The organism is Flavobacterium hydrocarbonoxydans (assembly GCF_009789235.1).
In the GTDB taxonomy this organism is placed as follows: domain Bacteria; phylum Bacteroidota; class Bacteroidia; order Flavobacteriales; family Flavobacteriaceae; genus Flavobacterium; species Flavobacterium hydrocarbonoxydans.
On sequence record NZ_WSTB01000022.1, the window covers coordinates 1 to 22839 of the forward strand.

Sequence of the window (22839 nt, forward strand, 5' to 3'; positions counted from 1 at the left end):
TTCCGAAATCTCATTAATTATAAAGCGTTCTTTTGAAAACGGATGCCCTAGCCCCGATAGAAGCGGAAATCCTTTTGTGCCGGGGTTCGGCACAAAAGATTGAAGCGGATAGCGGGAAATAGCTCCTTATATATACGATTATAATCCGAACAACTTATTTACACTATTATATATAGTGAAATGCACCTTATATAAACCATAAAAAACCCGATAGTTCATAAGACTGTCGGGTTTTTTATGGTTTATTTTTTTTCTTTGAGGGTTTCAGACATTTTTTCCCAATGTGCTGTCAGGTCGTCATAATTTACCGGATTGGCCGGCCTCTGATTTACCAATCTCCCCGACTCGAATGCTCTTACTAAAATTGTTTCTATGAGATAGTCTTCATTGACTTCATAGGGTTTGAATTCTCTCTTTAAACTTATATCAAACATATTGGCAGTTGTGTTGGACACAAAGGCTTTGAAACCACTTTTTAATTCTTTTACTAATTCGTAGGTTGTGATTCCGGTTTGACGATTAATTAATTTTACCAGAATCTGTCCCTGCTTGCGCGAAAGCTTTTTTAATCGGGCTTCAAACTCATTATTAAGATAGTCTTCTACTATTTTGAAATACTTTTTCTTTTCGCGATTGGTTTTCAAACGCGCCATTCCGCGATTGAGAGCCGTTAGCCTGTCGGCTGCTAATTTTGCGTAAGGATATGTTTTATAAACACGGCTTTGAAGAATCAGAAATTGTTTCTGAGCTTCTGGATCAAGTTTTTCTTTTGAAATGATAATTTCGGGTAAATCGATTGTATCATTTAAAATAGAATCATTTTCGGTCAATGTGTATCCCATTTCGGAATTTTCATTTGGAACCACTTGCGCCTGGCCTGTAAAAGAAAACAATATTAAAAGTAAAAGAAATCTAGTAAATCTCATAGAGTCATAATTTAAGTGTAAAATTATATATTTATACACAACTCTAATACCAAATTTATAAATTAGCAAAAAAATATTTTTATGAGCACAAAATCTATCTTAAAAGATACCTCAATTGCTTTTTTAGAAAGCTACCTTAATAACGCCTCGCCTACTGGTTATGAAAGCGAAGGTCAAAAACTCTGGATGAATTATTTGAAACCATACGTTGATACTTTTATAACCGATACTTACGGAACCGCAGTTGGAATTATCAATCCAGACGCTCCTTTTAAGGTGGTGATCGAAGGTCATGCTGACGAAATTTCGTGGTATGTCAATTATATTACTGATGATGGTTTGTTGTATGTTATACGTAATGGTGGTTCTGATCATCAGATTGCACCTTCGAAAAGAGTTCATATTCATACCAAAAAAGGAATCGTAAAAGGTGTTTTTGGCTGGCCAGCCATTCATACCCGTTTACGCGACAAGGAAGAACCAGCAAAATTAAGTAACATTTTTATCGATTTGGGTTGCGAAACCAAAGAGCAAGTTCTTGAAATGGGTGTTCATGTAGGTTGTGTAATTACGTATCCTGACGAATTTATGATTCTGAACGAAAACAAATTTGTTTGCCGTGCGATTGACAACAGAATGGGAGGTTTTATGATTGCGGAAGTAGCCCGTTTATTAAAAGAAAATAACAAAACTCTTCCGTTTGGGTTGTATATTGTTAACTCTGTTCAGGAGGAAATTGGTCTTCGCGGTGCCGAAATGATTGCACAAACCATTAAACCAAACGTAGCCATTGTAACCGATGTTTGCCATGACACGACTACTCCTATGATTGACAAAAAAGTTGAAGGTGATCTTAAAATGGGTAAAGGACCTGTAATTGCTTACGCACCAGCGGTACAAAATAAATTGCGCGACTTGATTGTAGATACGGCTGAGGAAAAGAATATTCCGTTTCAGCGTCACGCAACTTCCAGAGCGACCGGAACAGATACTGATGCTTTTGCTTATAGCAATGGTGGCGTGGCTTCGGCATTGATTTCGTTGCCTTTGCGCTATATGCACACTACTGTTGAGATGGTTCACAGAGAAGATGTAGAAAATGTAATTCAGTTGATTTATGAATCTTTATTGAAAATAGAGAATAACGAAACGTTTTCTTATTTCAAATAATTTTTCAGGAGCTCATCCCGCTGTCCCCTGTATCTTTTATGGCGAACCCCGCCATAAAAGGATGCCGGTACCATCGGGGCTAAAAATCATACTAGCGAGAAACAGTTAAAAACAAAAACGACCTTCTGCTCAGGAAGGTCGTTTTATTTACTAACTCAAAATTCTTTAAAACTATTTTATTTTATTTAACGTCTTTCAAAACAGCAACTGCTTCAACCGCATTTGATGCTTCAGCATATTTCAAAGCCGTTTTTCCTTTTTCATCTTTAGCATTAGCACGTGCTCCATTTGCTAATAATACTTTTATTATTTCAACTTTATTGTAACGTGCTGCAGTCATTAATGGCGTCATTCCGTTAGACTCTTCGTTAACATCTGCACCGTATTCGATGAATTTTTTTACTACTTCTATATCTCCTTTGCTGATAGCAACATTTAAAGGCGTTGCATCATAAGTTGAAAATACTGTTTGATGTTTCTCCGATGTTTGTGAATTTGAAGCCATTGAAACATTTGCTAAAGCTAATAAAGCTACTCCTAAATAAACGATTCTTTTTTTCATGATGATTGATTTGTTAATTGATTGATTATGATGATTTTTAAATTCTGTGTAAATGTATTACTAATTTTAATATTATGTATTACATAGTACTTTGTTTTAACTAATTCTTAACATTCATTTAATATTAACGCTGTTCAGAATTTTTTATACCTATAAGACTGCACAAAAACCATTTTGTTACAGTTAATTTTAAAATTTAGTAAAAAAAGTTATTTCTAAAGATGAAATTCTCAATTTTAGATTTTAACTTTACTTATATATTCTGAAGTAAAAATCACATAAATGAATAAAAATCAAAAAATATTAAATATTATTTTACTTACCGCTAGTATAAGTTTACTGATTGTAAATACCTATATATACATCTTTGAAAAAGGAGAAACAAAAGACTTTATATTTAGACTAATTGGAAATATTTTGACCATTTCGATATTTGCTCTAAATCTTTACAAATTGAAAAAGGAAAAACAAAAAATAACTATCGATGTAAAATAGTACTATTTCAAAAACTTTTATCACAATCCTGATTTTTCTCTTTTTTTTGAATTGTAAGCCTGTACAAGAATATGAATATCCCATTACGAAAAATTACAAACCGGATGATCAAAAATTATACAACACCATTGTAAAACTGGATAGTACGTTCTTCGGATATTATAATACTTGTGATGCCGACTTAGAAAAGTATGGTGATTTCTATTCTGATGATATTGAGTTCTATCATGACAAAAGTGGTATTATGACATCAAAAACTGATATTATAGAAGGAACCCGAAAAAATATTTGTAGAAAAGTTACCCGTGAACTCGTAAAAGGAAGCATAGAGGTTTATCCGATCCGGAATTTTGGTGCGATTGAAATTGGCTTACATAAATTTCATAATAACACCGAACCTGAAAATGCAAATTCTAGCGCCGGAAGGTTTATGATTATCTGGAAAAACGAAAATAATGTCTGGAAAATAACTCGGGTTGTGAGTTTACATTAATAAAAAAATAACTAACCTTAAAACCAAAAAAACATGGGAATACTAAAAAAAATCCTTGTCGCTCTTATTTTACTATTTTCTATTGTACTAATTGCTGCTTATTTTATGCCAAAAGAGTATGCGATATCGAGGGAAATTACAATTAATAAGCCTGCAGATTCTGTTTTTAATTGTGTGAAATATTTAAAAAATCAAAACGAATTTAGCGTTTGGGCAAATATTGATCCTAAAATGAAATCGACTTACACAGGAACAGATGGTCAGGTTGGAGCAACATCTGCCTGGGAAAGTAAAGTAAAAGAAGTTGGTGTTGGAGAACAGGAAATTACTAAAATCACCGAAGGTAAACGTATTGATTTTGAGCTTCGTTTTAAAGAACCTTTTGAAGATACCGCCGTTGGATTTATGTCAACTGATGCTACTGGAAACAATCAGACAAAAGTAAAATGGGGAATCAACGGCATAATCCCCTACCCGATGAACATCATGATGCCCATGATGAAAATGGATGAAATGCTTGGGAAAGATTTACAAAAAGGTCTTGAAAATCTAAAAGTCAAATTGGAAAACTAATATTCCAAGTTCAAATTCCAAAATTCCAAATTCCAAATTCCAAATTCTTAAATCTAAATTTAAAGAGAAGTATAACACTTTCACGAAAATAAAAATCCCAAACTCCTATACATTGGAATTTGGGATTTTTTTATTGAATAATTAAGAGGTTACGCTTTGGTAGCCAGGTATTCTAATACATTTTTATTAATACGCTCATCGATACTATTAATATCTGCTTTTACGAATTTTTCTCCTAAAATTTTCTCGTACAACTCGATGTATCTTTCAGACACCGATTCGATATAAGCCTCATTCATATCTGGAATTTGTTGGCCTTCCTGACCCTGAAAACCATTTTCAATTAACCAACGACGTACAAATTCTTTCGAAAGCTGTTTTTGCTCTTCTCCTTTTTCTTGTCTTTCAGCATAACCATCAGCATAAAAATAACGGGAAGAATCCGGAGTGTGAATTTCGTCAATTAAAACAATAACACCTTCTTTTGTTTTTCCAAATTCGTATTTTGTATCCACTAAAATCAAACCACGGCTTGCTGCAATTTCAGTTCCTCTTTGAAACAAAGCACGCGTATATTTTTCTAAAACCAAATAATCTTCTTCTGAAACAATTCCTTTTGATAAAATATCTTCACGCGAAATATCTTCATCATGAGAACCATTATCCGCTTTTGTAGTTGGCGTGATAATTGGCTCCGGAAATTTATCATTTTCCTTTAAACCTTCAGCCATTGTTACACCGCAAATTTGTCTTTTTCCGGCAGCATATTCACGGGCAGCATGTCCTGAAACATAACCACGAATCACCATTTCAACTTTAAAAGGGTCACATAAATGTCCCACGGCAACATTAGGATCAGGAGTTGCAATCAACCAATTTGGTACAATATCCTGAGTCAGCTCCATAAATTTTGTAGCAATTTGATTCAGTATTTGTCCTTTGTATGGAATTCCTTTTGGCAAAACCACATCAAAAGCCGAAAGTCGATCCGTTGCTACCATTACTAAAAGCTCGTCGTTAATATTATAAACTTCTCTCACTTTTCCGCGGTAAACAGATTTTTGATTCGGAAAATTAAAATTTGTTGTTGTGATTGTATTGCTCATTATCTTTAGTTGTGTTTTGTTTTACGAATGCAAATTTAAAACTATTTCACAGAGTTACACAATGAAAAGGAAGAGATACAGCAATAAATGTGATAAATTCTTTTTTTGAAAGAAAACTAAATAAAAAATCCCTAAAGAAATGCTTCAGGGAATACTTTTTTTTCTGAAATAAAAAGGCTTTATTTGAAACTCAAAATTCCTTTTCCTAATGATTTTATGGATGCATCCAAACTTCCTAAAGTAGTGTCCGGGAGTTTTTTTATACTGTCTGTTTTTACCACAAATATCTGTCCCTGGTCTTTAGATGGCGCAGTAGGTACAAAAACCACAACATTTCCTTCAGTATCTTCTTCAATTAAATGTGCAGGTTGCCAATACTCCCCATTTTTTAATAAAACCGGTAAATTTGTATTGGGTGTTTTTACTTTTTTCTTCAGTTTTTCTTCGGCTAATTTTTTGTTTTTTTCGTAACCTGGCAAAAAAATCATTAGTTTATCATCTATCCAGCTGGTAAACTTTTTAAGAAAAGCCAAACGCATCAGATAACCACTAAAATAAAGCAATAATAACAAAATCAAACCTCCCAGAATATCCTGAGCAACGATTCCAAATACGTCATCTAAATGCAGCATCTTAGCAAACTTTTCTCCATATTTCTGAAAAAATCCCCAAACTTTCTGAAGAATTAATCCAAAAACAAAAAGAGGCAAAAGTAACAATGCGCCAGAAATACAATTTCTTTCAACCTGTAGTAAAAATTTTTTCATAATTAATAAATTTTAGACGTACTAAATTTAGTAAAAATCTGATAATTTATTAAGAATTGTTGTCAAAAATTATCCAGCGAAAAATCTACAGCTGCCTTAGAATGTATTAATCCTGTATCAAAAACCGGAACCGAAACATCTGATTGTTTAATGATTAACGGAATTTCAGTACATCCTAAAATGATTCCCTCAGCTCCTTGTTGCACTAATTCATTAATAATATCCAAATAGCGCTGTTTTGTTTTTTCTAAAATCACGCCTTTCCCCAACTCATAGTAAATAGTATCCTGAATAAAATCTCTATCGTCTTGTTTGTCCGGAATAATTGTCTCAATGTGATGTTCTGAAAGTTTAGATTTAAAAAAATCCAATTCCATTGTAAATTTGGTACCCAAAAGCGCGACTTTTTTGATTTCGTTTTTCTTGATTTCTAAAGCAGTTGCTGTTGCGATATGAATAATCGGAATATCGATTGCTTCTTGTAATCGGTCCGCAATGAGGTGCATGGTATTCGCGCATAAAACAATAGCTTCTGCACCGGATGCCTGAAGATTTTTTGATGCTTCAAAAATCATTTCAAAAGTTTTATCCCAATCGTTTGCGTCGTTATTTTTCTTGATGTCCGCATAATTGAAGGAGTAAATTATGCACTTGGAGAATTCAAGCCCGCCTAATCTATCGTTAATTCCCTGATTGATTAAGCTATAATATTCTGCCGTTGAAACCCAGCTAATTCCCCCGATAAGTCCTAAAGTCCTCATAAATTTCTAGTTTTAAAATGTTGTTTATAAGGACTGTAAAATTAGCGTTTTACCTTATTTTTAAATCATAAAAAGGTAAAAAAATCGTCTTACGCAAATTCCTTGTCTAAGATTTTCGACGCTATATATCGTGCTACACCATCTTCGGCATTGGTTTTAATAACTTCATTATGGGGCAAAGTTTCCTTTAATAATGCAGGAGCATTCCCCATAATTAAGCCTTTTCCTGAAGCAGATAACATCTGAACATCATTAAAACCATCTCCAAAAGAAACAGCCTGATCCAGAGTAAAACCTTCTTTTTCCAGCACTCTTTCGATTGCAACTGCCTTATCAATAGCTTTATCCATAAATTCCAGACAAGTTGGCAAACTGAAAGCGTGATGTAAATGTTCTGAAGAATTGGCTAAAATAGCATCTTTCAGTTTTACTAATTTTTCATGATTATCACAAGAAAAGAAAATTTTGATTGCTCCAAAATCTTCCAGCGTTTTATAATCGACCAATTCAGGACGGTATTTCAATTCTGCCTGAAAAGCGTTTAGTTTTTCGTTTATTTTGTTGGTTTGCCAAACATTTTCTTTGAATAAAACCACTGTAATTTCAGGGTCAATATCAACGTTTAAAGCATTTTTTACAACATCACTGTCTAAATTAAAAGAAAAAAGTTCTTCTTTGTTGGGTGAATGGATTCTGGCTCCGTTTGAACTTACTAAATAAACCGGAACTTCAAGTGTTTCAATAATTGCCATAGCATCCAGATGATGACGGCCTGTGGCAACCACGATAAGGTAATTTTGATTGTGAAGTTCCTGAAAAATTGATTTGGTATAATCTGAAATTTTGTGTTGAGGGTTGAGTAAAGTTCCGTCAAGGTCACTTACTACAACTTTTATATTTTTAAGCTTAGTCATATTAAAGATCAAGTATTTATGAGGTACAAATTTACGGCTTTATGCCCAAAAGAGCAAAGATTACAAGGCTTAAAAGCCCGAATTCAACTAAGTTTATTATTTATTTAACTATTTCATTAAATATTGAATTATAAATAGTTTACACTTTTATAATTCCGGATTTGTATAAATGTATGGCTTTCTGAATTACGGTTTCAATTTGTTCCAAAGGCAAATCTTCATTAGAATCAAGTAACATAATCTTCATTCTCGAACGCGCTTCCTGAAGTAAAAACGGTTCCTCAAAATGTTTCCCTTCCACAATTCCGATGTAAGGCTGTTTGTGTTTTTTATGAATCCACAAATAACAAAACATTTTATTTTTATAACAGAAAAAAGGCATTCCGTATTTCAGGACATGAGTAATTTCTGGATCTTGTTTCAGGATAATTTGTTTTAATGCCAGAAATGTCCCTTTTATGGATTCTTCTTGATTTAGATAGAAATCATCTAGTTGTTTCATATTCATTTTTTTTAAAACACAATCTTGTCATTCCGGAGGAAACCTAACGAAGTGGTTCTACGAAGTAAATTTCTAAGACTTGATTTACTGAGTATTGAGATTCCTACGGAATGACAAACTTTGTATTGAGATTAATTATGAGCTAAAAAAAACAAACCTTAGAGATTCCTACGGAATGACAAGATTGTGTAGATTTACCCAAAAAAAATATTCGTTTTACACATTTCAATTTCTGATATGTATAAAACGAATACTATTTTAAACATCAAAACACATTTCACGATTTACATTTGACATTTCACTTAAAAAAATTAATCGTGATTTTCGATTTGTTTGTAAGCGTCGATTACCTTTTTGACCAATCTGTGACGAACGATGTCTTTATCATCGAGATAAATAATTCCGATTCCGTCAACATCTTTCAGTACCAAAATAGCTTCTTTAAGACCCGAAATTGTTCGGCGCGGCAAATCGACCTGTCCAGGATCACCCGTAATCATAAATTTAGCGTTTTTCCCCATACGGGTAAGGAACATTTTCATTTGCGAATGGGTCGTATTTTGCGCTTCATCGAGAATTACAAAAGCGTTATCAAGTGTGCGCCCACGCATAAATGCCAATGGCGCAATCTGGATAATTCCTTTCAAAATATAATCTTCGAGTTTTTCGTTCGGAAGCATATCGCGCAAAGCATCGTAAAGAGGCTGCATATAAGGATCTAGTTTTTCCTTCATATCACCCGGTAAGAAACCCAGATTTTCTCCTGCTTCCACTGCTGGACGCGTTAGTATAATCCTTTTTACTTCTTTTTCTTTAAGCGCTTTTACAGCCATTGCCACACCAGTATATGTTTTACCTGTTCCGGCCGGACCAATTGCAAAAACCATATCATTTTTTTTGATGGTATCGACCAGTAATTGCTGGTTGGGCGTCATGGCTTTTATAATTTTACCGCCAACACCGTGTACTAATATTTTGTCATGATCATAAGCTTTTTTTTCTTCCTGACCATCACTCATAATCACACGTTCTATTACATTATCGTCGATATTGTTGTATCGGGTAAAATGAAGCATCAGCCTTTGAAATCTTTTCTCGAATTCATCTAAAACTTCTTTTTCGCCAAATGCTTTCAAAGTCGTCCCTCGCGCTACTATTTTAAGCTTCGGGTAATACTTTTTAATGATTTCAAGATGAGAGTCTTGAGCGCCCCAAAAGTCTTTTGGAGCGATGTCTATGAGCTCGATTATTCTTTCGTTCAAATGAGGTAGTTTTAAATTAAAATTAAATCTTTTTATAATTCGATGGCTGTCGGGTATGTTTATATCTTTAAATGCAATTTGTGTTTGCTTTCTTGCTTTTATGGTTTTACAATTATTAGCTTTGCATTTCTCAAATTTAATGAAAATTAGATTCAAATACTACCAATAGTTATAAACAAAATTATGTCAATAATTACCCTTACTACCGATTACGGCTTAAAAGACCACTTTGTTGGTTCGCTTAAGGGTAAAATACTTTCTGAATATTCTGAGGCACAAATTATTGACATTTCACATGATATTGACCCGTTCAACACTGCTGAAGCAAGTTATATTATAGGTGCTTCATATTTGAGTTTTCCAAAAGGCACCGTACACTTAATTGGTGTCGATATCGAACGCAACAAAGAAAATCAGCACATTGCTATGGAATGGAACGATCATTACTTTATTTGTGCCGATAACGGAATTTTAAGCATGCTTACGCAAAAGATTGTCCCGCAGAAAATTGTCGAAATTAATATTCATGATCGTTTTCCGAGTGAATTCAGTGATTTGGATATTTTTATACAAGTTGCCTGTCATATTGCAAAAGGCGGTTTATTGAATGTAATTGGAAAAGAAATTCAGGAAATCAAACAAATCACCGAGTTACAGCCTGTGGTGGCCAACGACGGAAATTCGATAAAAGGATACGTTATTTACATTGACCATTTCGGGAATGTGATCACTAATATTTCGAAAAGACAATTTACCGAAGTTGCCAAAGGACGTCCGTACGAAATTGAGATGAAGCCCAAAAGCATCAAAACGATTTTACCTAATTACTCTGCTATTGCAACTTCAGACAAATATCCTATAAAAACCTATGAAGGCGAAAAACTGGCCATTTTTAATGAAGCCGGATTTCTGGAAATTGCCATTTTCAGAAGCAATCCTTCGAAAGTGGGCTCTGCCAATAGTTTGTTAGGACTGAATTATCGTGATGTGATTACGGTTCTGTTTTTGTAAAAATTTTAGAGTTTAGAATTTAGATTTTAGATTTAAAAATGCTGAAATCTTGGAATTTGGAATTTCACAATTGGAATTTCATTTTTTTCATAAACAACAATCTATTTTTTCTATTTTTGCGCACCAGTTACAGATTTAGTATTTCAAAAATCTAAAATCTAAACTCAACAATCTAAAATTGCCAATATGTTTGTCCGAATAGTAAAAATGAGTTTTCACGAAGAAAAAATTCCTGATTTTCTGGAGAATTTTGAAATCATCAAAGAGAAAATACGAAATGCCGAAGGAAATCGTTTTTTGGAATTGTATCAGGACAAAAACGACAAATGTATCTTTTTTACTTATAGTTATTGGGAAACTGAAGCCGATTTGGAAAATTACAGAAATTCAGCACTTTTTGACTCGGTTTGGAGTTTTACAAAGAAACTTTTCAATGCAAAACCGGAAGCTTGGAGTGTGGATAAAATTGTTAGTTTAAATTAGTTTCAAGTTTCAGGTTATGCTGAATCTGAAAATTGGAGCGATTTAACCGCAAAGGACGCAAAGATTATATTAAAGAGGTTTTAGAAAACGTAAAGTTCGCAAAGCAAAGCAACTTGAAACTTGAAACCTGACACGAGGCTTTAGCCGAATTGGCGAAGCAAACAATAAAAACAAAACAAATAAATGAAATCAATCATAATACGAGAAATAAAATCCTTTTTTGGTTCTCCCATTGGCTATTTGGTTATTGCCATTTTCTTAATCAGCAACGGACTTTTTTTATGGGTTTTCGAAGGAGATTATAATATCCTGAACACCGGTTACGCCGATTTGACGCCGTTTTTTACATTGGCACCCTGGATTTTGATTTTCCTGATTCCGGCTGTGACTATGAGAAGTTTCTCTGATGAAAAAAAACAAGGCACACTGGAATTGCTTCTAACCAAACCCTTATCGATCTGGGAAATCGTAAACGGAAAGTTTTTAGGTTCGCTCCTATTGATTATTCTCGCAATTGTTCCCACCTTTATTTATGTAAAAGTGATTTCGAATTTAGGATTACCGGAAGGAAACATCGATATGGGCAGTACGATTGGTTCCTATTTTGGATTATTATTTTTAATTGCGGCCTATTCTGCCATCGGTATTTTTACTTCTACCCTTTCTGAGAATCAAATTGTCGCTTTTATTATTTCGGTGTTTTTATGCTTTTTCTTTTATTTTGGTTTTGAAGGAATTGCTTCTTTGATTCCGGGATTTTCAGGTTTTATCTCCATTTTAGGGATGCAAAATCATTTCAAAAGTATGAGCCGCGGCGTTATTGATACACGCGATGTGATTTATTTTTTAAGCCTTACTGTATTGTTTTTGTCTTTCACAGTTTATAAATTAAAATCTTTTAAAGCCTAATGAAAGCCTCTACTCAACATAATATCAAAATACTAGGAATTACCGTTTTTGTTTTAATCGTTCTCAATGTCCTGGGAAGTTTATTTTTCCACCGATTTGATTTAACCAAAGACAAACGATACACCTTATCCCAAACTTCGCTGGCAATTGTGAGTCAGGTTAGAAATCCGCTATCCATAAAAATTTATATGGAAGGCGATTTGCCGGCTGATTTCAAACGTCTGCAACAGGAAACTAAACAATTATTAGAAGAATTTCAAGCGTACAATCCTAATATTGTTTTTGAATTTGTAAATCCGCTGGAAAACGAAGACGAAAACATGAGCCTGGTAAAATCATTGTACCAAAAAGGGCTTACCCCTATAAACATAACGGTTGACGATAAAGGAAAACAATCGCAGGCAATGGTCTTTCCTTGGGCCATTGCGGTTTATAACAATAAAGAAGTAAACATTCCTTTGCTTAAAAACAGAATGGGTGCTTCGACTACACAAAAAGTAATCGGATCCATTCAGCATTTAGAATATTCTATTGCCGATGCTATCAATAAAATTTCAAAAGACAGACAAAAGAAAGTAGCCATCTTAAAAGGTAATGGTGAACTGAACGAAATTCATATCGCCAAAATGCTGATGCAAATTCGCGAAAGCTATTATATCGGACCTTTTACTTTAGATTCGGTTTCCAGTAATCCAACAGGAAGTTTAGATGCTTTAAAAAAATATGATTTAGCCATCATCACCAAACCAACCGAAACGTTCTCTGATGAAGAAAAACAGGTTATCGACCAATTTATAATGAATGGCGGAAAAACATTATGGTTAATCGATCAGGTTTCGGCAGATATGGACAGTTTGTACAATCAGGCGGGTGCAACGCTGGCGTATCCAAGAGATTTGAATCTGAATGATATGTTCTTTAAATACGGTTTCAGAATCAATCCTGACCTGGTAAAAGACGAACAGGGAAGCCCAATAAAACTGGCAACAGGAGAACAGGGAAGCGCTACCCAATACCAGGATTTTGTCTGGAAATTTGCTCCTCAGGTATATCCAAACAGCCAGCATCCGATAGTAAAAAACTTAGGTGGAATCAAATTTGATTTTGTAAGTCCGATTGATACTTTGAAAAACGGAATCAAAAAAACGGTTTTATTGCAGTCTTCGCAATATTCCAAAAAAATAGGAACTCCGGCCGAAATCAACCTGAATATTGTTTCGGAGGAAACTTCTCCAAAAGATTACGAAGGAAAAGGAAATCTGGTGCTTTCTGTTTTATTAGAAGGAAGCTTTCATTCGGCTTTTGAGAATCGCGTTTTGCCTTTCAAAGAAAACGCTTTTGTTCCAAAAGGAAAACCAACAAAAATGATTGTAGTTGCCGATGGAGATCTAGCCAGAAATCAACTGGATAAAAACAGAATCCCTGTAGAACTGGGTTACGATCAGCGTACCGGAAACCTTTACGATAACAAAGATTTTATAATGAACAGCATCAACTATCTGCTGGATGATACCGGACTTATTAACATTAGAAGTAAGGATTTAGACCTGCCATTATTAGACAAAGAGAAAGTTTATGAAAACTACAGTCAGACACAATTCATAACTATCGGGCTTCCAATCTTAATTTTATTGGTTTTCGGGCTTGCCTTTACTTACATCCGAAAAAGACAATACAGTAAATAGTTGTTGATAAAAAATTTGTAAAACTAAGATTGTTTACGATATATTTGTAAAATGTATCTTTTGCAGCAAAATGCTTAAAATACCCAAAAAAATAAAACATAAAAGATGAAATTTATAGTATCGAGTTCGTACTTATTAAAACAATTACAAGTTTTAGGTAGTGTAATCAATAGCAGCAATACGTTGCCTATTTTAGACAACTTTTTATTTGAACTAAACAATGATGAATTGACCGTTTCGGCTTCAGATCTTGAAACGACCATGTCAGCTACATTATCAATCGATTCTAAAAGCAAAGGAAGCGTTGCTGTACCGGCAAAACTGTTGCTTGAAATTTTAAAAACCTTCCCGGAACAACCGTTAACGTTTACCGTAGAAGATAATAATACTGTAGAAATCAGCTCTAACTCAGGAAAATATGCTTTGGCATACGCAGCGGGTGAAGAGTTCCCTAAATCAGTACAGCTTGAAGATCCATCCGTAACCTTAGTTCCTGCAGATGTTTTGGCAACTGCGGTAAGCAAAACGATATTCGCTGCCGGAAACGATGATTTACGTCCGGTAATGTCTGGAGTTTTCTTCCAGTTTTCACCAGAAGGATTAACTTTCGTAGCGACTGATGCCCATAAATTGGTAAAATATGCCCGTACAGATGTAAAAGCATCTCAGGTGGCTGATTTTATTATGCCAAAGAAACCTCTGAATATCTTAAAAAGTATTTTAGGCTCTTCTGATGCTGAAGTAAAAATTGAATACAACGATTCGAATGCGACTTTCTCATTTGACAATTATATTTTAATGTGTCGTTTGATTGATGGAAAATACCCAAATTACGAAGCGGTAATTCCGAAAGAAAATCCAAACAAATTAATGATTGACCGTTCTTTATTTTTAAGTTCTGTACGTCGTGTTGCGATTTTCTCTAACAAAACAACACACCAGATTCGTCTTAAAATTGCGGGAGCTGAACTAAATGTTTCTGCAGAAGATATCGATTACTCGAACAAAGCCGAAGAAAGATTAACTTGTGATTATCAGGGAGATGATTTACAAATTGGCTTCAATTCCCGTTTTTTAACTGAAATGCTGACCAATTTACAATCGGATATGATTATGTTAGAGATGTCATTGCCTAACAGAGCCGGGATTCTTACACCAGTTGATGGTTTAGAAGAAGGGGAATCTGTTACGATGCTGGTAATGCCTGTGATGTTAAATAGTTAACATCAAAAGTTCTTTTTGTTACAGGGATTTTTTTTAGTTTCAAATTAAAGACATATCATTGTAAAAAAAAAATATCGCTATTAACCAACCATTTTTTATACCTAGGAACCGCAATTCTTTATTAAGAGTTGCGGTTTTTTATTTGGATTAACTTTTGGATAAAAAGCCCCTGCCCGACTCTCCGAATAATGGAACACGGATGACACGGACTGGCTACACCAAAACGCGGATGGTAACGGATTTTTTTTCCTTTGTTTCGTTTATAGAACAGTATTCGCTTTTTTATCTTTTCGTCTTTTTGATAACGGTGGCTGTTCATAATACGAAGTGAGTTCTAAGGAATAAATTACACTGGTGATTTTCCATTTTCCGTCTCTTTTTATTAAGGTCAGATACTTCCCTCCCCAATTAGTCATTTTGTTGTCGGCCCAAAAACTATAATCCATGGTTACGGCCGCTACCGTTCCGTCTTCAATGATAGCAATGTTGTCAAATTTATCTTCAGTCGCTTCATGTTTGTATAAACTTCTGAAAAAAGCTTTATAGCTCCCTGAAAAATAAGCACTTCTGGCATTTGCTGCCCCGTACTTTTCAACTTCCTTATTTTGCGATTTTTCCATAAGTGCTGCACACCAGGTAACCGTTCCTTCGTTAAACAAGTCGTAGAACGCAATAGAATCTCTTTTAATAACACTTTCGCTGTATTGGGCTATGATGTTGCTTATTTCCTTTTTATCTGCATTCTTATCTTGTGCAGAGGTGTGCTGAGTTGCAATCAAAAACACCAGAGCCATTAATGGTAAGTATTTCATTTCTTTCTGTATTAAAGTTTGATTTTATTACTAATCAATTTGTACTCAATGGTCAGGCCGTCATAGCCATACGCATCTGCTTTCATTTCTTCAATCGCCGTATAACTTACGGGATGAATCGTACCGAGACGCTCCGCCAATGCCTTGTGTACAGCATCGATATAGCGGGACTTATCGTCTTTTAAGTTGGTTGAATCTGAAATTTTAATGGTGAGATGAAAACTTGCTGCGTTCAATTCGCTCAGCGATTCCGAATTGATAAACCAAAGATGGGTTGGAATAAAATCGACCGTAACCACCGTAACTTCCGGTTTTTTGTGCAAGATTTCTTTGGTAAGGCCGCTGATGATTACAGCCAGCTCTTTCGCTAAAACGGTGTCTTCTGCACCGCTTACTTTTAAATGGATGATAGGCATACTTCAAATGTTTAAAATTATTGAAGTACAAAGCTCCGTATAACCTGCTTCTTATTTATTGATGTAGGTTAAGAGTTTGATCCGGCTTAAGGATTCCGGTTTGATGCCTAAATACGAGGCAATATGGTATTGCGGTACTTTTTGTTCGATGCCGGGATAAAGTTTCCTGATCATTTCTAATCTTTCGGCTGCCGAATTTTTAAGGAAAGAGGTTTCTCTTTTGCATTTCCTGATAAAATAATGATCCGAAATGTATTTGGCTACTTTCAAAAAATTAGCGTCTTTGTCGATTAACTTCTGAAACTGTTGGTGCGAAATGCAATAAAGCTCCACGTCAGTCAGTGCCTCGATATTGCAATTGGTTGGCATTTGGGTTAAAAAACTCGTGTAGGCGCTTACAAAATAATTTTCCAGATAAAAATCATTATTAAATTCCCCCTCCTTGTTCTGCACATACGAGCGCAAAGTGCCCGAAACTACAATGGCAATAAAATCACAAACAGCTCCTTCCTGAATCAAAAACTCTTTTTTCTTTAGCTTTTTCTGATGCAGTTCTTTATAAAATTCCTCGAAATATTCAGGCTGTAGCCCTAAGATTTCTGTGAAAATTGTTTTTAAGGAGTTCATTTTGTTTGTGTAATGATGAGTAAAGGTAATTTAATAATGTAAATGGGATACTATAAAGCTTTTTCTTTTGAAATAAATCACATCCGTATGGTTTTCCATAATGCCTCCAGAAATAATTTCCATATATTAGCTGACTTTTCAAAACATACAAATTAAGAAAATAAATATGTCCAAAGATAAATTAACCTTATCTCAATTAGAACAATATCTTTCAAAAGCAGCTTGGATCTTAAAAGGTCCAGTCGATGCTTCTGATTTTAAAATATATATATTCCCACTTTTATTTTTTAAACGATTATCTGATGTTTTTGATGAAGAATATCAAATTGCGTTAGAAGAATCAGAAGGTGATGTCGATTATGCATTATTACCTGAATTTCATAGATTTATTATTCCTGATGGATGCCATTGGAATGACGTAAGAGAAACTACATCAAATGTTGGTTTATCTATTGAAAAAGCTTTACGAGGAATTGAACAGGCTAATCAGGAATATTTATACGGTATTTTTGGAGATGCTCAATGGAGTAATAAAAACAAGCTATCAGATCGATTACTAACGGATTTGGTAGAACATTTTTCACAATATTCATTATCAAACTCTTTGGTTGATCCAGATATTTTAGGTCAAGCTTATGAATATTTAATCAAGCACTTTGCAGATTTAACAAATAAGAAAGCGGGTGAATTTTATACGCCTCGTTCTGTTGTTCATTTACTTGGTTTAATATTAGATCCTCATGAAGGACAAACTATTTATGATCCAGCTTGTGGAACTGGTGGAATGCTTTTAGAATGTGTCGATCATTTAAAACATAATAACGAAGACTACAGAACATTACAATTATACGGGCAAGAAAAGAACTTAACTTCTAGTTCTATTGCGCGTATGAATATGTTTCTGCATGGAATTGAAGATTTTCAAATTGCTCGTGGTGATACTTTAAGAAACCCTGTCTTTTTTGAAGCTGATGGATTAAAAACTTTTGATTGTGTTATTGCAAATCCTCCATTTTCACTGAAAGATTGGGGAGCTGATATTTGGATAAATGATCCATTTGGAAGAAACATTGCTGGAGTACCCCCACAAGGAAATGGTGACATGGCTTGGGTTCAGCACATGATTAAATCAATGAATGATAATGGGCGTATGACTGTTGTTTTGCCACATGGAGCTCTATTTAGAAAAGCATCTGAAGGAAAAATACGTGAAGCTTTGTTAAAAAAAGATCTTTTAGAAGCTGTAATAGGTTTAGGCCCTAATATATTTTACGGAACCCAATTGGCTGCCTGTGTACTAGTATTTAAACAACAAAAAGAAGAGCATAAAAAAGGAAAAGTTCTCTTTATAGATGGTTCAGAACAAATACGTGTGGGAAGAGCTCAGAATTTTCTTGAGAAACGTAATGTAGAACAACTTTACGAATGGTATTCTAGATTTTCAGATGTAGAAAATTATGTAAAAGTGGTTTCTGATGATGAAATAAAAGAGAATGATTACAATTTGAACATTCCTCTTTATGTAGAAAAAATAATTGAAGATAACTTACCATCTGTAGAAGAAGCTTTAGCAGATCTTAAAACGGCTTGGGAGGAAAGTTTGATTGCAGAAGAAAAATTTAAAACAATATTAAAGCAATTTATATAATGGCATACGAAACACCAATTACCATAAAAGAAGCGATTACATCGATTCAAGATCAAGAGTATATATTACCAGCTATACAAAGAGAATTTGTTTGGAATACATCTCAAATTGAAATTCTTTTCGATTCGATTTTACGTGACTATCCGATTAGTACATTTCTTTTTTGGAAGGTAAAAGCTGAAAATGTAAATAAATTCAAATTTTATAGATTTTTACAATATTATCATCAAAGAGACAAAAAACATAACGATCCAGCAGAGCTATCTGCTTCAAAAGATAGATTTGCCATTTTGGATGGCCAGCAGAGATTGACTTCGTTGTATTTAGGGCTTAAAGGGAGTTATGCTTATAAATTAAATAGATATGAGTGGAAAAGTAATCATGCATTTCCAATAAAGCATTTGTATTTAAATCTTTTGGAGCAAGCTGAAGGTAGTGAAAAATTATATGATTTACGATTTCTTTCTTCTGAAGATCTAAGAATATTAGCTGAAAAATTTCCTGGAAAATATTATTGGTTTAAAGTAAGTGAAGTTTTAGACTTTAAAGACTTAATGGGAGTTATAAAATATCTTACAGCAAATTCACTAACTGACACATCAAAGTTCTCTGAAAAACAAGTTGAGTTTGCCACGGATTTACTTTCAAAATTATTTAAAGCCATTAATGAAGATAAACTAATCAATTATTATCTTGAAAAATCAGAGGAATTAGATAAAGTACTACATATTTTTATTCGAGTTAATAGTGGTGGAACAAAGTTGAGTTATTCAGATTTATTACTATCAATAGCGACTGCTCAGTGGAAAGATAAAGACGCAAGGGAAATTATACATGGATTTGTAGATAATATCAATAAAATAAATCCGGGGTTTAATGTCCATAAAGACTTAATATTAAAAGCATGCTTGGTACTCAGTGATATTAAGGATATTAAGTTCAAAGTTGATAATTTCTCATCTGAAAATATGGAGTTGATAGAAAAAGGATGGGATAAGATTTCAACTTCATTATCTAATACTGTTAAGTTAATTGCATCATTTGGATTTAGTGATAAAACATTAACTGCCTATAACGCAATTATTCCAATTTCTTATTTTTTACACAAGAATGGAATTGGTGAGGAAATTTTGAACAGCTCTTCACAATTAGAAAATAGAAAATTTATTAAAGAGTGGTTATTACGAGCATTATTGAAAAAAGTATTCGGTGGTACTCCTGACAACTTATATCCAACCTATAGAGACCTTATAACTCAAAATCCAGGTAAATTTCCTTTACATGAACTTATTCAAAGGTATAAAGGAACTAACAAATCTTTGTCTTTTGATGAAGAAACTATTGACAATTTGATGAATACTCAATATGGAAGCGCTTTTGCTTTTATGGTTTTAAGTATCATTTATCCATTGAATCATAATTATGTGTTCCATCAAGATCATATCCATCCCAAAAAATTCTTTACAGACAAAGAGTTAATTAAGCTAGGGATTAAAGATGAAGGCGTAAGAAATTCTTATAAAAATTCTTTTAATTATATTGCTAATCTTCAGTTGATTCAAGAAACAGAAAACTTGGAGAAAAATGCAACACCATTTTTTGAATGGTTGAACAAAAACTATAAAGAAGAAGATTTAATCAATTATAAAAATTTACATTTCATTCCTAAAGATAATAACCTTTTAATGGATGATTTTTTAACTTTTTATGAGGAAAGAAAAGATATTTTGAAGTCAAAATTAATGTTATTATTGAAGGTTGAAGCTAAAACAATTCTTGTTGAGGATGAGGCTGAATTAATAGAAGAAGAATTATCATAATGACCCAACAACAATTAGAAAAATATCTCTGGGGAGCTGCTACCGCATTACGTGGTACGATCGATGCTGGAGATTATAAACAATATATTTTTCCTTTACTTTTCTTCAAGCGTATTTGTGATGTCTATGATGAAGAATTTGAAAAAGCTTTGTAAGAAAGTAACGGTGATTTTGAATACGCATCGTTTGCTGAACACCATCATTTTTTGTTGCCTGAACAAGCTCATTGGAAAAAAATTCGAGAAACAACAGTTAATATAGGAATGGCAATTCAGCAAGCCATGCGTGAAATTGAAAAGGCAAATCCTGAAAGCTTATTTGGAATATTTGGGGATGCAAGTTGGACTAATAAAGAGCGACTTTCAGATGCTACTTTAACAAACTTAGTAGAACATTTTTCTCAACATACTTTAAATCTTAAAAATGTTCCTGATGATAAATTGGGTAACGCTTATGAATATTTAATTAAAGAGTTTGCAGATGATAGCGGTCATACTGCAGCAGAGTTTTACACCAATCGTACAGTCGTTAAATTGATGACAATGATCATGGATCCGCAACCTGGAGAAAGTGTTTACGATCCGACTTGTGGTTCAGGAGGTTTATTACTGAACTGTGCTTTACATTTGAAAGAGGAAGGAAAGGAATATAGAACTTTAAAATTATACGGACAAGAGATTAATTTGATTACTTCTGCGATTGCGCGAATGAACATGTTCATGCACGGTATAGAAGAATTTCAAATAGTACGGGGAGATACTTTGGCACAACCAGGACTTTTAGAAAATGACGAACTTAAAAAGTTTAACGTTATACTTGCCAATCCTCCTTATTCTATAAAGGCTTGGGATCGAAAAAGTTTTGAAAGTGACCCTTATGGACGTAACCTTTGGGGAACTCCACCTCAAGGTTGTGCAGATTACGCCTTCCAGCAACACATACATAAAAGTATGAATTTGTCTAATGGTAGATTTGCAATTCTCTGGCCTCACGGTATATTATTTAGAGATATGGAAGCGGAAATGAGAAAAAAAATGATACTCGAAGATCAAATTGAAGCTGTAATTGGTCTTGGAGCTAATTTATTTTACAATTCTCCAATGGAAGCGATGATATTAATAGGGAATAATAATAAATCATTAAATAGGAAAGGAAAAGTTCTCTTTGTAAATGGGAAAGATGATGTTGTTGATAATAAGGGTTTAGCATATTTAAATAATGATCATATAAAAAAACTATATAGTACTTATAAGAAATTTGAGGATATATCTGGTTATTCGAAAGTGGCTACTATTGATGAAATAATGTCCTTTAATGGGAATATGAACGTCAATTTTTACGTCAGGCGAGACAATAATAATGAAAATTTGAATTTTACTAAATCATTAGAAAATTGGCTTCAAATAGGCAAAGATTCAAAAAAATCTATGGAAAAATTATTTGAAGAGCTTAATTAATTATGAAAGAAATATTGCAAGAAAGAATTAATGAGCTTTTAATTGATAAAAGTAATTGGAAATTAACCAAATTTGGTGAAGTTGCAGTTCAGCAGAAAAAATCAGTTAATAGAGAAAATAGCTCATTGACAAAATATGTTAAAGGGGAGCATATGGGGTCTGAAGACTTACATCTTCGTGTATGGGGAGAATTACAAGACGAATATTTAGGCCCTGCATTTATTAGATACTTTGAAAAAGATGATATACTTTATGGTTCTAGAAGAACTTATTTACGAAAGGTTGTTATTGCACCTTTTGAAGGTATCACATCAAATACAACATTTGTAATCAAAGCAAATGAAAAAAAAATTGATAAGAGATTGTTGCCTTTTATCATGATGACTGATGATTTTACAGAACATTCTGTTAGAAATTCTAAGGGATCTGTTAACCCATATATTAATTGGAAAGATATATCAGAATATAAATTTCTTTTGCCATCTAAAGAGCAACAAGTCAAAATTGCAGAATTGCTTTTGGCTATGGATGATGTAATAGAGATGGAGCATATAGTGAAAGATAAGATTGAATTACAGGATGAGATTTTTAAATCTAGTATAATTTTAAAAGGAATAAAAAATAATGTAAAATATTCAAAATTTTTAAGAAATAACATTGCTGAGGGATGGAAGACAACTACTATAGGTGCACTTTTAAATGAAGGTTATATAAAAAATATACAAGATGGAAATCATGGTGAAACTCATCCAAAATCAAGTGATTATGTTGAAGATGGTATACCATTTATAATGGCAAATACTATAAATCTAGGGCAAATAGATTTTCTTAAATCAAAAAAATTGCCAAAAAATTTAACAGACCAATTGCGTATTGGTTTTTCTTTACCGGGAGATGTTTTACTTAGTCATAAAGGAACTGTGGGGCAGGTTGCTATTGTTCCTAATGAATTAGAGTATCCATATTTAATGCTTACTCCTCAAGTCACATATTATAGAACTAATCAAGAATACCTTAATAATAAATTTTTGTACTATGTTTTTAATTCAGTTTATTTTCAGAATCAGATACTTAAATTAAGTTCACAGTCTACTAGAGCTTATATTGGGATTACTTCACAGCGAAATTTGAGAATAGCCTTTCCAGATGATTTAAATGAACAAAAAAAGATTGTTGATATATTAGAAAAAATTGAAAACAATAAAAGATTAATTTA

24 protein-coding genes and 1 pseudogene are annotated in these 22839 nt (G+C 33.4%); 14 read left to right on the forward strand and 11 right to left on the reverse strand.

From position 1 onward, the window contains the following. Positions 1–242: 242 nt before the first annotated feature. Complete coding sequence (locus GON26_RS21210) at positions 243–926, reverse strand: DUF4294 domain-containing protein (protein WP_160376774.1); 684 nt, start codon at positions 924–926, stop codon at positions 243–245. A gap of 81 nt (positions 927–1007) precedes the next feature. Here GON26_RS21210 and GON26_RS21215 point away from each other — a divergent pair, with 81 nt between their 5' ends. Continuing rightward, entirely contained in the window at positions 1008–2096 is a 1089-nt protein-coding gene (locus GON26_RS21215; RefSeq protein WP_160376775.1) for a M42 family metallopeptidase, read from the forward strand. Between the two features lie 181 nt (positions 2097–2277). Here GON26_RS21215 and GON26_RS21220 read toward each other — a convergent pair whose 3' ends face one another. Continuing rightward, the gene (locus tag GON26_RS21220) at positions 2278–2658 is read right to left on the reverse strand and encodes an ankyrin repeat domain-containing protein (RefSeq protein ID WP_160376776.1); all 381 of its coding nucleotides are present in this window, start codon (positions 2656–2658) and stop codon (positions 2278–2280) included. Positions 2659–2940: 282 nt separating this feature from the next. On the opposite strand from GON26_RS21220, the gene GON26_RS21225 reads away from it, so the two are divergent. From GON26_RS21225 to GON26_RS21235, 3 genes are read left to right on the forward strand one after another with little or no spacing between them, the layout of a single operon-like run. Beyond that, positions 2941–3153 (forward strand): DUF3087 family protein, encoded by a 213-nt coding sequence (locus GON26_RS21225; RefSeq protein ID WP_160376777.1) that lies wholly within the window; start codon positions 2941–2943, stop codon positions 3151–3153. Between the two features lie 46 nt (positions 3154–3199). Next, entirely contained in the window at positions 3200–3646 is a 447-nt protein-coding gene (locus GON26_RS21230) for a nuclear transport factor 2 family protein (RefSeq protein ID WP_230407985.1), read from the forward strand. Between the two features lie 33 nt (positions 3647–3679). Further along, the gene (locus GON26_RS21235; RefSeq protein ID WP_160376778.1) at positions 3680–4219 is read left to right on the forward strand and encodes an SRPBCC family protein; all 540 of its coding nucleotides are present in this window, start codon (positions 3680–3682) and stop codon (positions 4217–4219) included. A gap of 149 nt (positions 4220–4368) precedes the next feature. Here GON26_RS21235 and GON26_RS21240 read toward each other — a convergent pair whose 3' ends face one another. The 6 genes from GON26_RS21240 to GON26_RS21265 form a co-directional block, all read right to left on the reverse strand. Beyond that, positions 4369–5325: a phosphoribosylaminoimidazolesuccinocarboxamide synthase gene (locus GON26_RS21240; RefSeq protein WP_160376779.1), complete on the reverse strand. Its 957-nt coding sequence runs from the start codon at positions 5323–5325 to the stop codon at positions 4369–4371. Between the two features lie 179 nt (positions 5326–5504). Further along, a complete protein-coding gene (locus tag GON26_RS21245; protein WP_160376780.1) occupies positions 5505–6092 on the reverse strand; it encodes a hypothetical protein in 588 nt (195 codons plus the stop codon). Positions 6093–6154: 62 nt separating this feature from the next. Beyond that, positions 6155–6853, reverse strand: coding sequence for an aspartate/glutamate racemase family protein (locus GON26_RS21250; RefSeq protein WP_160376781.1), 699 nt, complete (start codon positions 6851–6853; stop codon positions 6155–6157). Positions 6854–6942: 89 nt separating this feature from the next. Then, positions 6943–7767: a Cof-type HAD-IIB family hydrolase gene (locus GON26_RS21255; RefSeq protein WP_160376782.1), complete on the reverse strand. Its 825-nt coding sequence runs from the start codon at positions 7765–7767 to the stop codon at positions 6943–6945. 139 nt (positions 7768–7906) lie between these two features. Beyond that, complete coding sequence (locus GON26_RS21260; protein WP_160376783.1) at positions 7907–8269, reverse strand: DUF1801 domain-containing protein; 363 nt, start codon at positions 8267–8269, stop codon at positions 7907–7909. Between the two features lie 311 nt (positions 8270–8580). Next, positions 8581–9531 (reverse strand): PhoH family protein, encoded by a 951-nt coding sequence (locus GON26_RS21265; protein ID WP_160376784.1) that lies wholly within the window; start codon positions 9529–9531, stop codon positions 8581–8583. A 183-nt stretch (positions 9532–9714) separates the two neighbouring features. Between GON26_RS21265 and GON26_RS21270 the strand changes: the two genes are divergently transcribed. The 5 genes from GON26_RS21270 to dnaN all read left to right on the forward strand — a co-directional run bounded on the left by GON26_RS21270 (position 9715) and on the right by dnaN (position 14843). Beyond that, complete coding sequence (locus GON26_RS21270) at positions 9715–10542, forward strand: SAM hydrolase/SAM-dependent halogenase family protein (protein ID WP_160376785.1); 828 nt, start codon at positions 9715–9717, stop codon at positions 10540–10542. A 186-nt stretch (positions 10543–10728) separates the two neighbouring features. Further along, entirely contained in the window at positions 10729–11025 is a 297-nt protein-coding gene (locus tag GON26_RS21275; protein WP_160376786.1) for a putative quinol monooxygenase, read from the forward strand. 183 nt (positions 11026–11208) lie between these two features. Beyond that, the gene (gene gldF / locus GON26_RS21280; protein WP_160376787.1) at positions 11209–11934 is read left to right on the forward strand and encodes a gliding motility-associated ABC transporter permease subunit GldF; all 726 of its coding nucleotides are present in this window, start codon (positions 11209–11211) and stop codon (positions 11932–11934) included. Continuing rightward, positions 11934–13619: a gliding motility-associated ABC transporter substrate-binding protein GldG gene (gldG, locus tag GON26_RS21285; protein WP_160376788.1), complete on the forward strand. Its 1686-nt coding sequence runs from the start codon at positions 11934–11936 to the stop codon at positions 13617–13619. Before gldF ends, gldG begins: the two co-directional genes overlap by 1 nt. A 105-nt stretch (positions 13620–13724) precedes the next feature. Next, entirely contained in the window at positions 13725–14843 is a 1119-nt protein-coding gene (dnaN, locus tag GON26_RS21290) for a DNA polymerase III subunit beta (protein ID WP_160376789.1), read from the forward strand. Positions 14844–15103: 260 nt separating this feature from the next. Here dnaN and GON26_RS21295 read toward each other — a convergent pair whose 3' ends face one another. Genes GON26_RS21295 through GON26_RS21305 form a run of 3 tightly spaced genes read right to left on the reverse strand, consistent with a single transcriptional unit; the run spans position 15104 to position 16698 of the window. Further along, the gene (locus GON26_RS21295; RefSeq protein ID WP_160376790.1) at positions 15104–15655 is read right to left on the reverse strand and encodes a Cif family virulence factor; all 552 of its coding nucleotides are present in this window, start codon (positions 15653–15655) and stop codon (positions 15104–15106) included. Positions 15656–15666: 11 nt separating this feature from the next. Beyond that, on the reverse strand, positions 15667–16071 hold the full coding sequence (locus tag GON26_RS21300) for a tautomerase family protein (RefSeq protein WP_160376791.1): 405 nt from the start codon (positions 16069–16071) through the stop codon (positions 15667–15669). Between the two features lie 51 nt (positions 16072–16122). Next, positions 16123–16698 carry a Crp/Fnr family transcriptional regulator gene (locus tag GON26_RS21305; RefSeq protein ID WP_160376792.1) on the reverse strand — a complete coding sequence of 192 codons (576 nt, stop codon included), beginning with the start codon at positions 16696–16698 and terminating at the stop codon, positions 16123–16125. Positions 16699–16864: 166 nt separating this feature from the next. Between GON26_RS21305 and GON26_RS21310 the strand changes: the two genes are divergently transcribed. The 5 genes and pseudogenes from GON26_RS21310 to GON26_RS21325 all read left to right on the forward strand — a co-directional run. Next, positions 16865–18346: a type I restriction-modification system subunit M gene (locus GON26_RS21310; protein WP_160376793.1), complete on the forward strand. Its 1482-nt coding sequence runs from the start codon at positions 16865–16867 to the stop codon at positions 18344–18346. Further along, positions 18346–20166 carry a DUF262 domain-containing protein gene (locus tag GON26_RS21315; protein ID WP_160376794.1) on the forward strand — a complete coding sequence of 607 codons (1821 nt, stop codon included), beginning with the start codon at positions 18346–18348 and terminating at the stop codon, positions 20164–20166. The genes GON26_RS21310 and GON26_RS21315 overlap by 1 nt, the downstream gene beginning before the upstream one ends. Further along, positions 20166–20504, forward strand: a pseudogene (locus GON26_RS21735) (type I restriction-modification system subunit M N-terminal domain-containing protein); the annotation flags it as partial. The gene GON26_RS21315 and the pseudogene GON26_RS21735, both read left to right, overlap by 1 nt. A 102-nt stretch (positions 20505–20606) precedes the next feature. Beyond that, positions 20607–21623, forward strand: coding sequence for an HsdM family class I SAM-dependent methyltransferase (locus GON26_RS21320; RefSeq protein ID WP_230407986.1), 1017 nt, complete (start codon positions 20607–20609; stop codon positions 21621–21623). A 2-nt stretch (positions 21624–21625) separates the two neighbouring features. Continuing rightward, on the forward strand, positions 21626–22839 hold a 1214-nt coding region (locus tag GON26_RS21325), incomplete at its 3' end, for a restriction endonuclease subunit S (RefSeq protein ID WP_160376795.1).

Bases quoted from the DNA above. Each gene is read 5' to 3' on its own strand.
- GON26_RS21305 (WP_160376792.1), bottom strand. From the start codon at position 16,698: ATGAACTCCTTAAAAACAATTTTCACAGAAATCTTAGGGCTACAGCCT.
- dnaN (WP_160376789.1), top strand. From the start codon at position 13,725: ATGAAATTTATAGTATCGAGTTCGTACTTATTAAAACAATTACAAGTT.
- gldF (WP_160376787.1), top strand. From the start codon at position 11,209: ATGAAATCAATCATAATACGAGAAATAAAATCCTTTTTTGGTTCTCCC.
- GON26_RS21275 (WP_160376786.1), top strand. From the start codon at position 10,729: ATGTTTGTCCGAATAGTAAAAATGAGTTTTCACGAAGAAAAAATTCCT.
- GON26_RS21210 (WP_160376774.1), bottom strand. From the start codon at position 926: ATGAGATTTACTAGATTTCTTTTACTTTTAATATTGTTTTCTTTTACA.
- gldG (WP_160376788.1), top strand. From the start codon at position 11,934: ATGAAAGCCTCTACTCAACATAATATCAAAATACTAGGAATTACCGTT.
- GON26_RS21225 (WP_160376777.1), top strand. From the start codon at position 2,941: ATGAATAAAAATCAAAAAATATTAAATATTATTTTACTTACCGCTAGT.
- GON26_RS21300 (WP_160376791.1), bottom strand. From the start codon at position 16,071: ATGCCTATCATCCATTTAAAAGTAAGCGGTGCAGAAGACACCGTTTTA.
- GON26_RS21245 (WP_160376780.1), bottom strand. From the start codon at position 6,092: ATGAAAAAATTTTTACTACAGGTTGAAAGAAATTGTATTTCTGGCGCA.
- GON26_RS21255 (WP_160376782.1), bottom strand. From the start codon at position 7,767: ATGACTAAGCTTAAAAATATAAAAGTTGTAGTAAGTGACCTTGACGGA.
- GON26_RS21310 (WP_160376793.1), top strand. From the start codon at position 16,865: ATGTCCAAAGATAAATTAACCTTATCTCAATTAGAACAATATCTTTCA.
- GON26_RS21295 (WP_160376790.1), bottom strand. From the start codon at position 15,655: ATGAAATACTTACCATTAATGGCTCTGGTGTTTTTGATTGCAACTCAG.
- GON26_RS21250 (WP_160376781.1), bottom strand. From the start codon at position 6,853: ATGAGGACTTTAGGACTTATCGGGGGAATTAGCTGGGTTTCAACGGCA.
- GON26_RS21260 (WP_160376783.1), bottom strand. From the start codon at position 8,269: ATGAAACAACTAGATGATTTCTATCTAAATCAAGAAGAATCCATAAAA.
- GON26_RS21315 (WP_160376794.1), top strand. From the start codon at position 18,346: ATGGCATACGAAACACCAATTACCATAAAAGAAGCGATTACATCGATT.
- GON26_RS21215 (WP_160376775.1), top strand. From the start codon at position 1,008: ATGAGCACAAAATCTATCTTAAAAGATACCTCAATTGCTTTTTTAGAA.
- GON26_RS21240 (WP_160376779.1), bottom strand. From the start codon at position 5,325: ATGAGCAATACAATCACAACAACAAATTTTAATTTTCCGAATCAAAAA.
- GON26_RS21270 (WP_160376785.1), top strand. From the start codon at position 9,715: ATGTCAATAATTACCCTTACTACCGATTACGGCTTAAAAGACCACTTT.
- GON26_RS21220 (WP_160376776.1), bottom strand. From the start codon at position 2,658: ATGAAAAAAAGAATCGTTTATTTAGGAGTAGCTTTATTAGCTTTAGCA.
- GON26_RS21235 (WP_160376778.1), top strand. From the start codon at position 3,680: ATGGGAATACTAAAAAAAATCCTTGTCGCTCTTATTTTACTATTTTCT.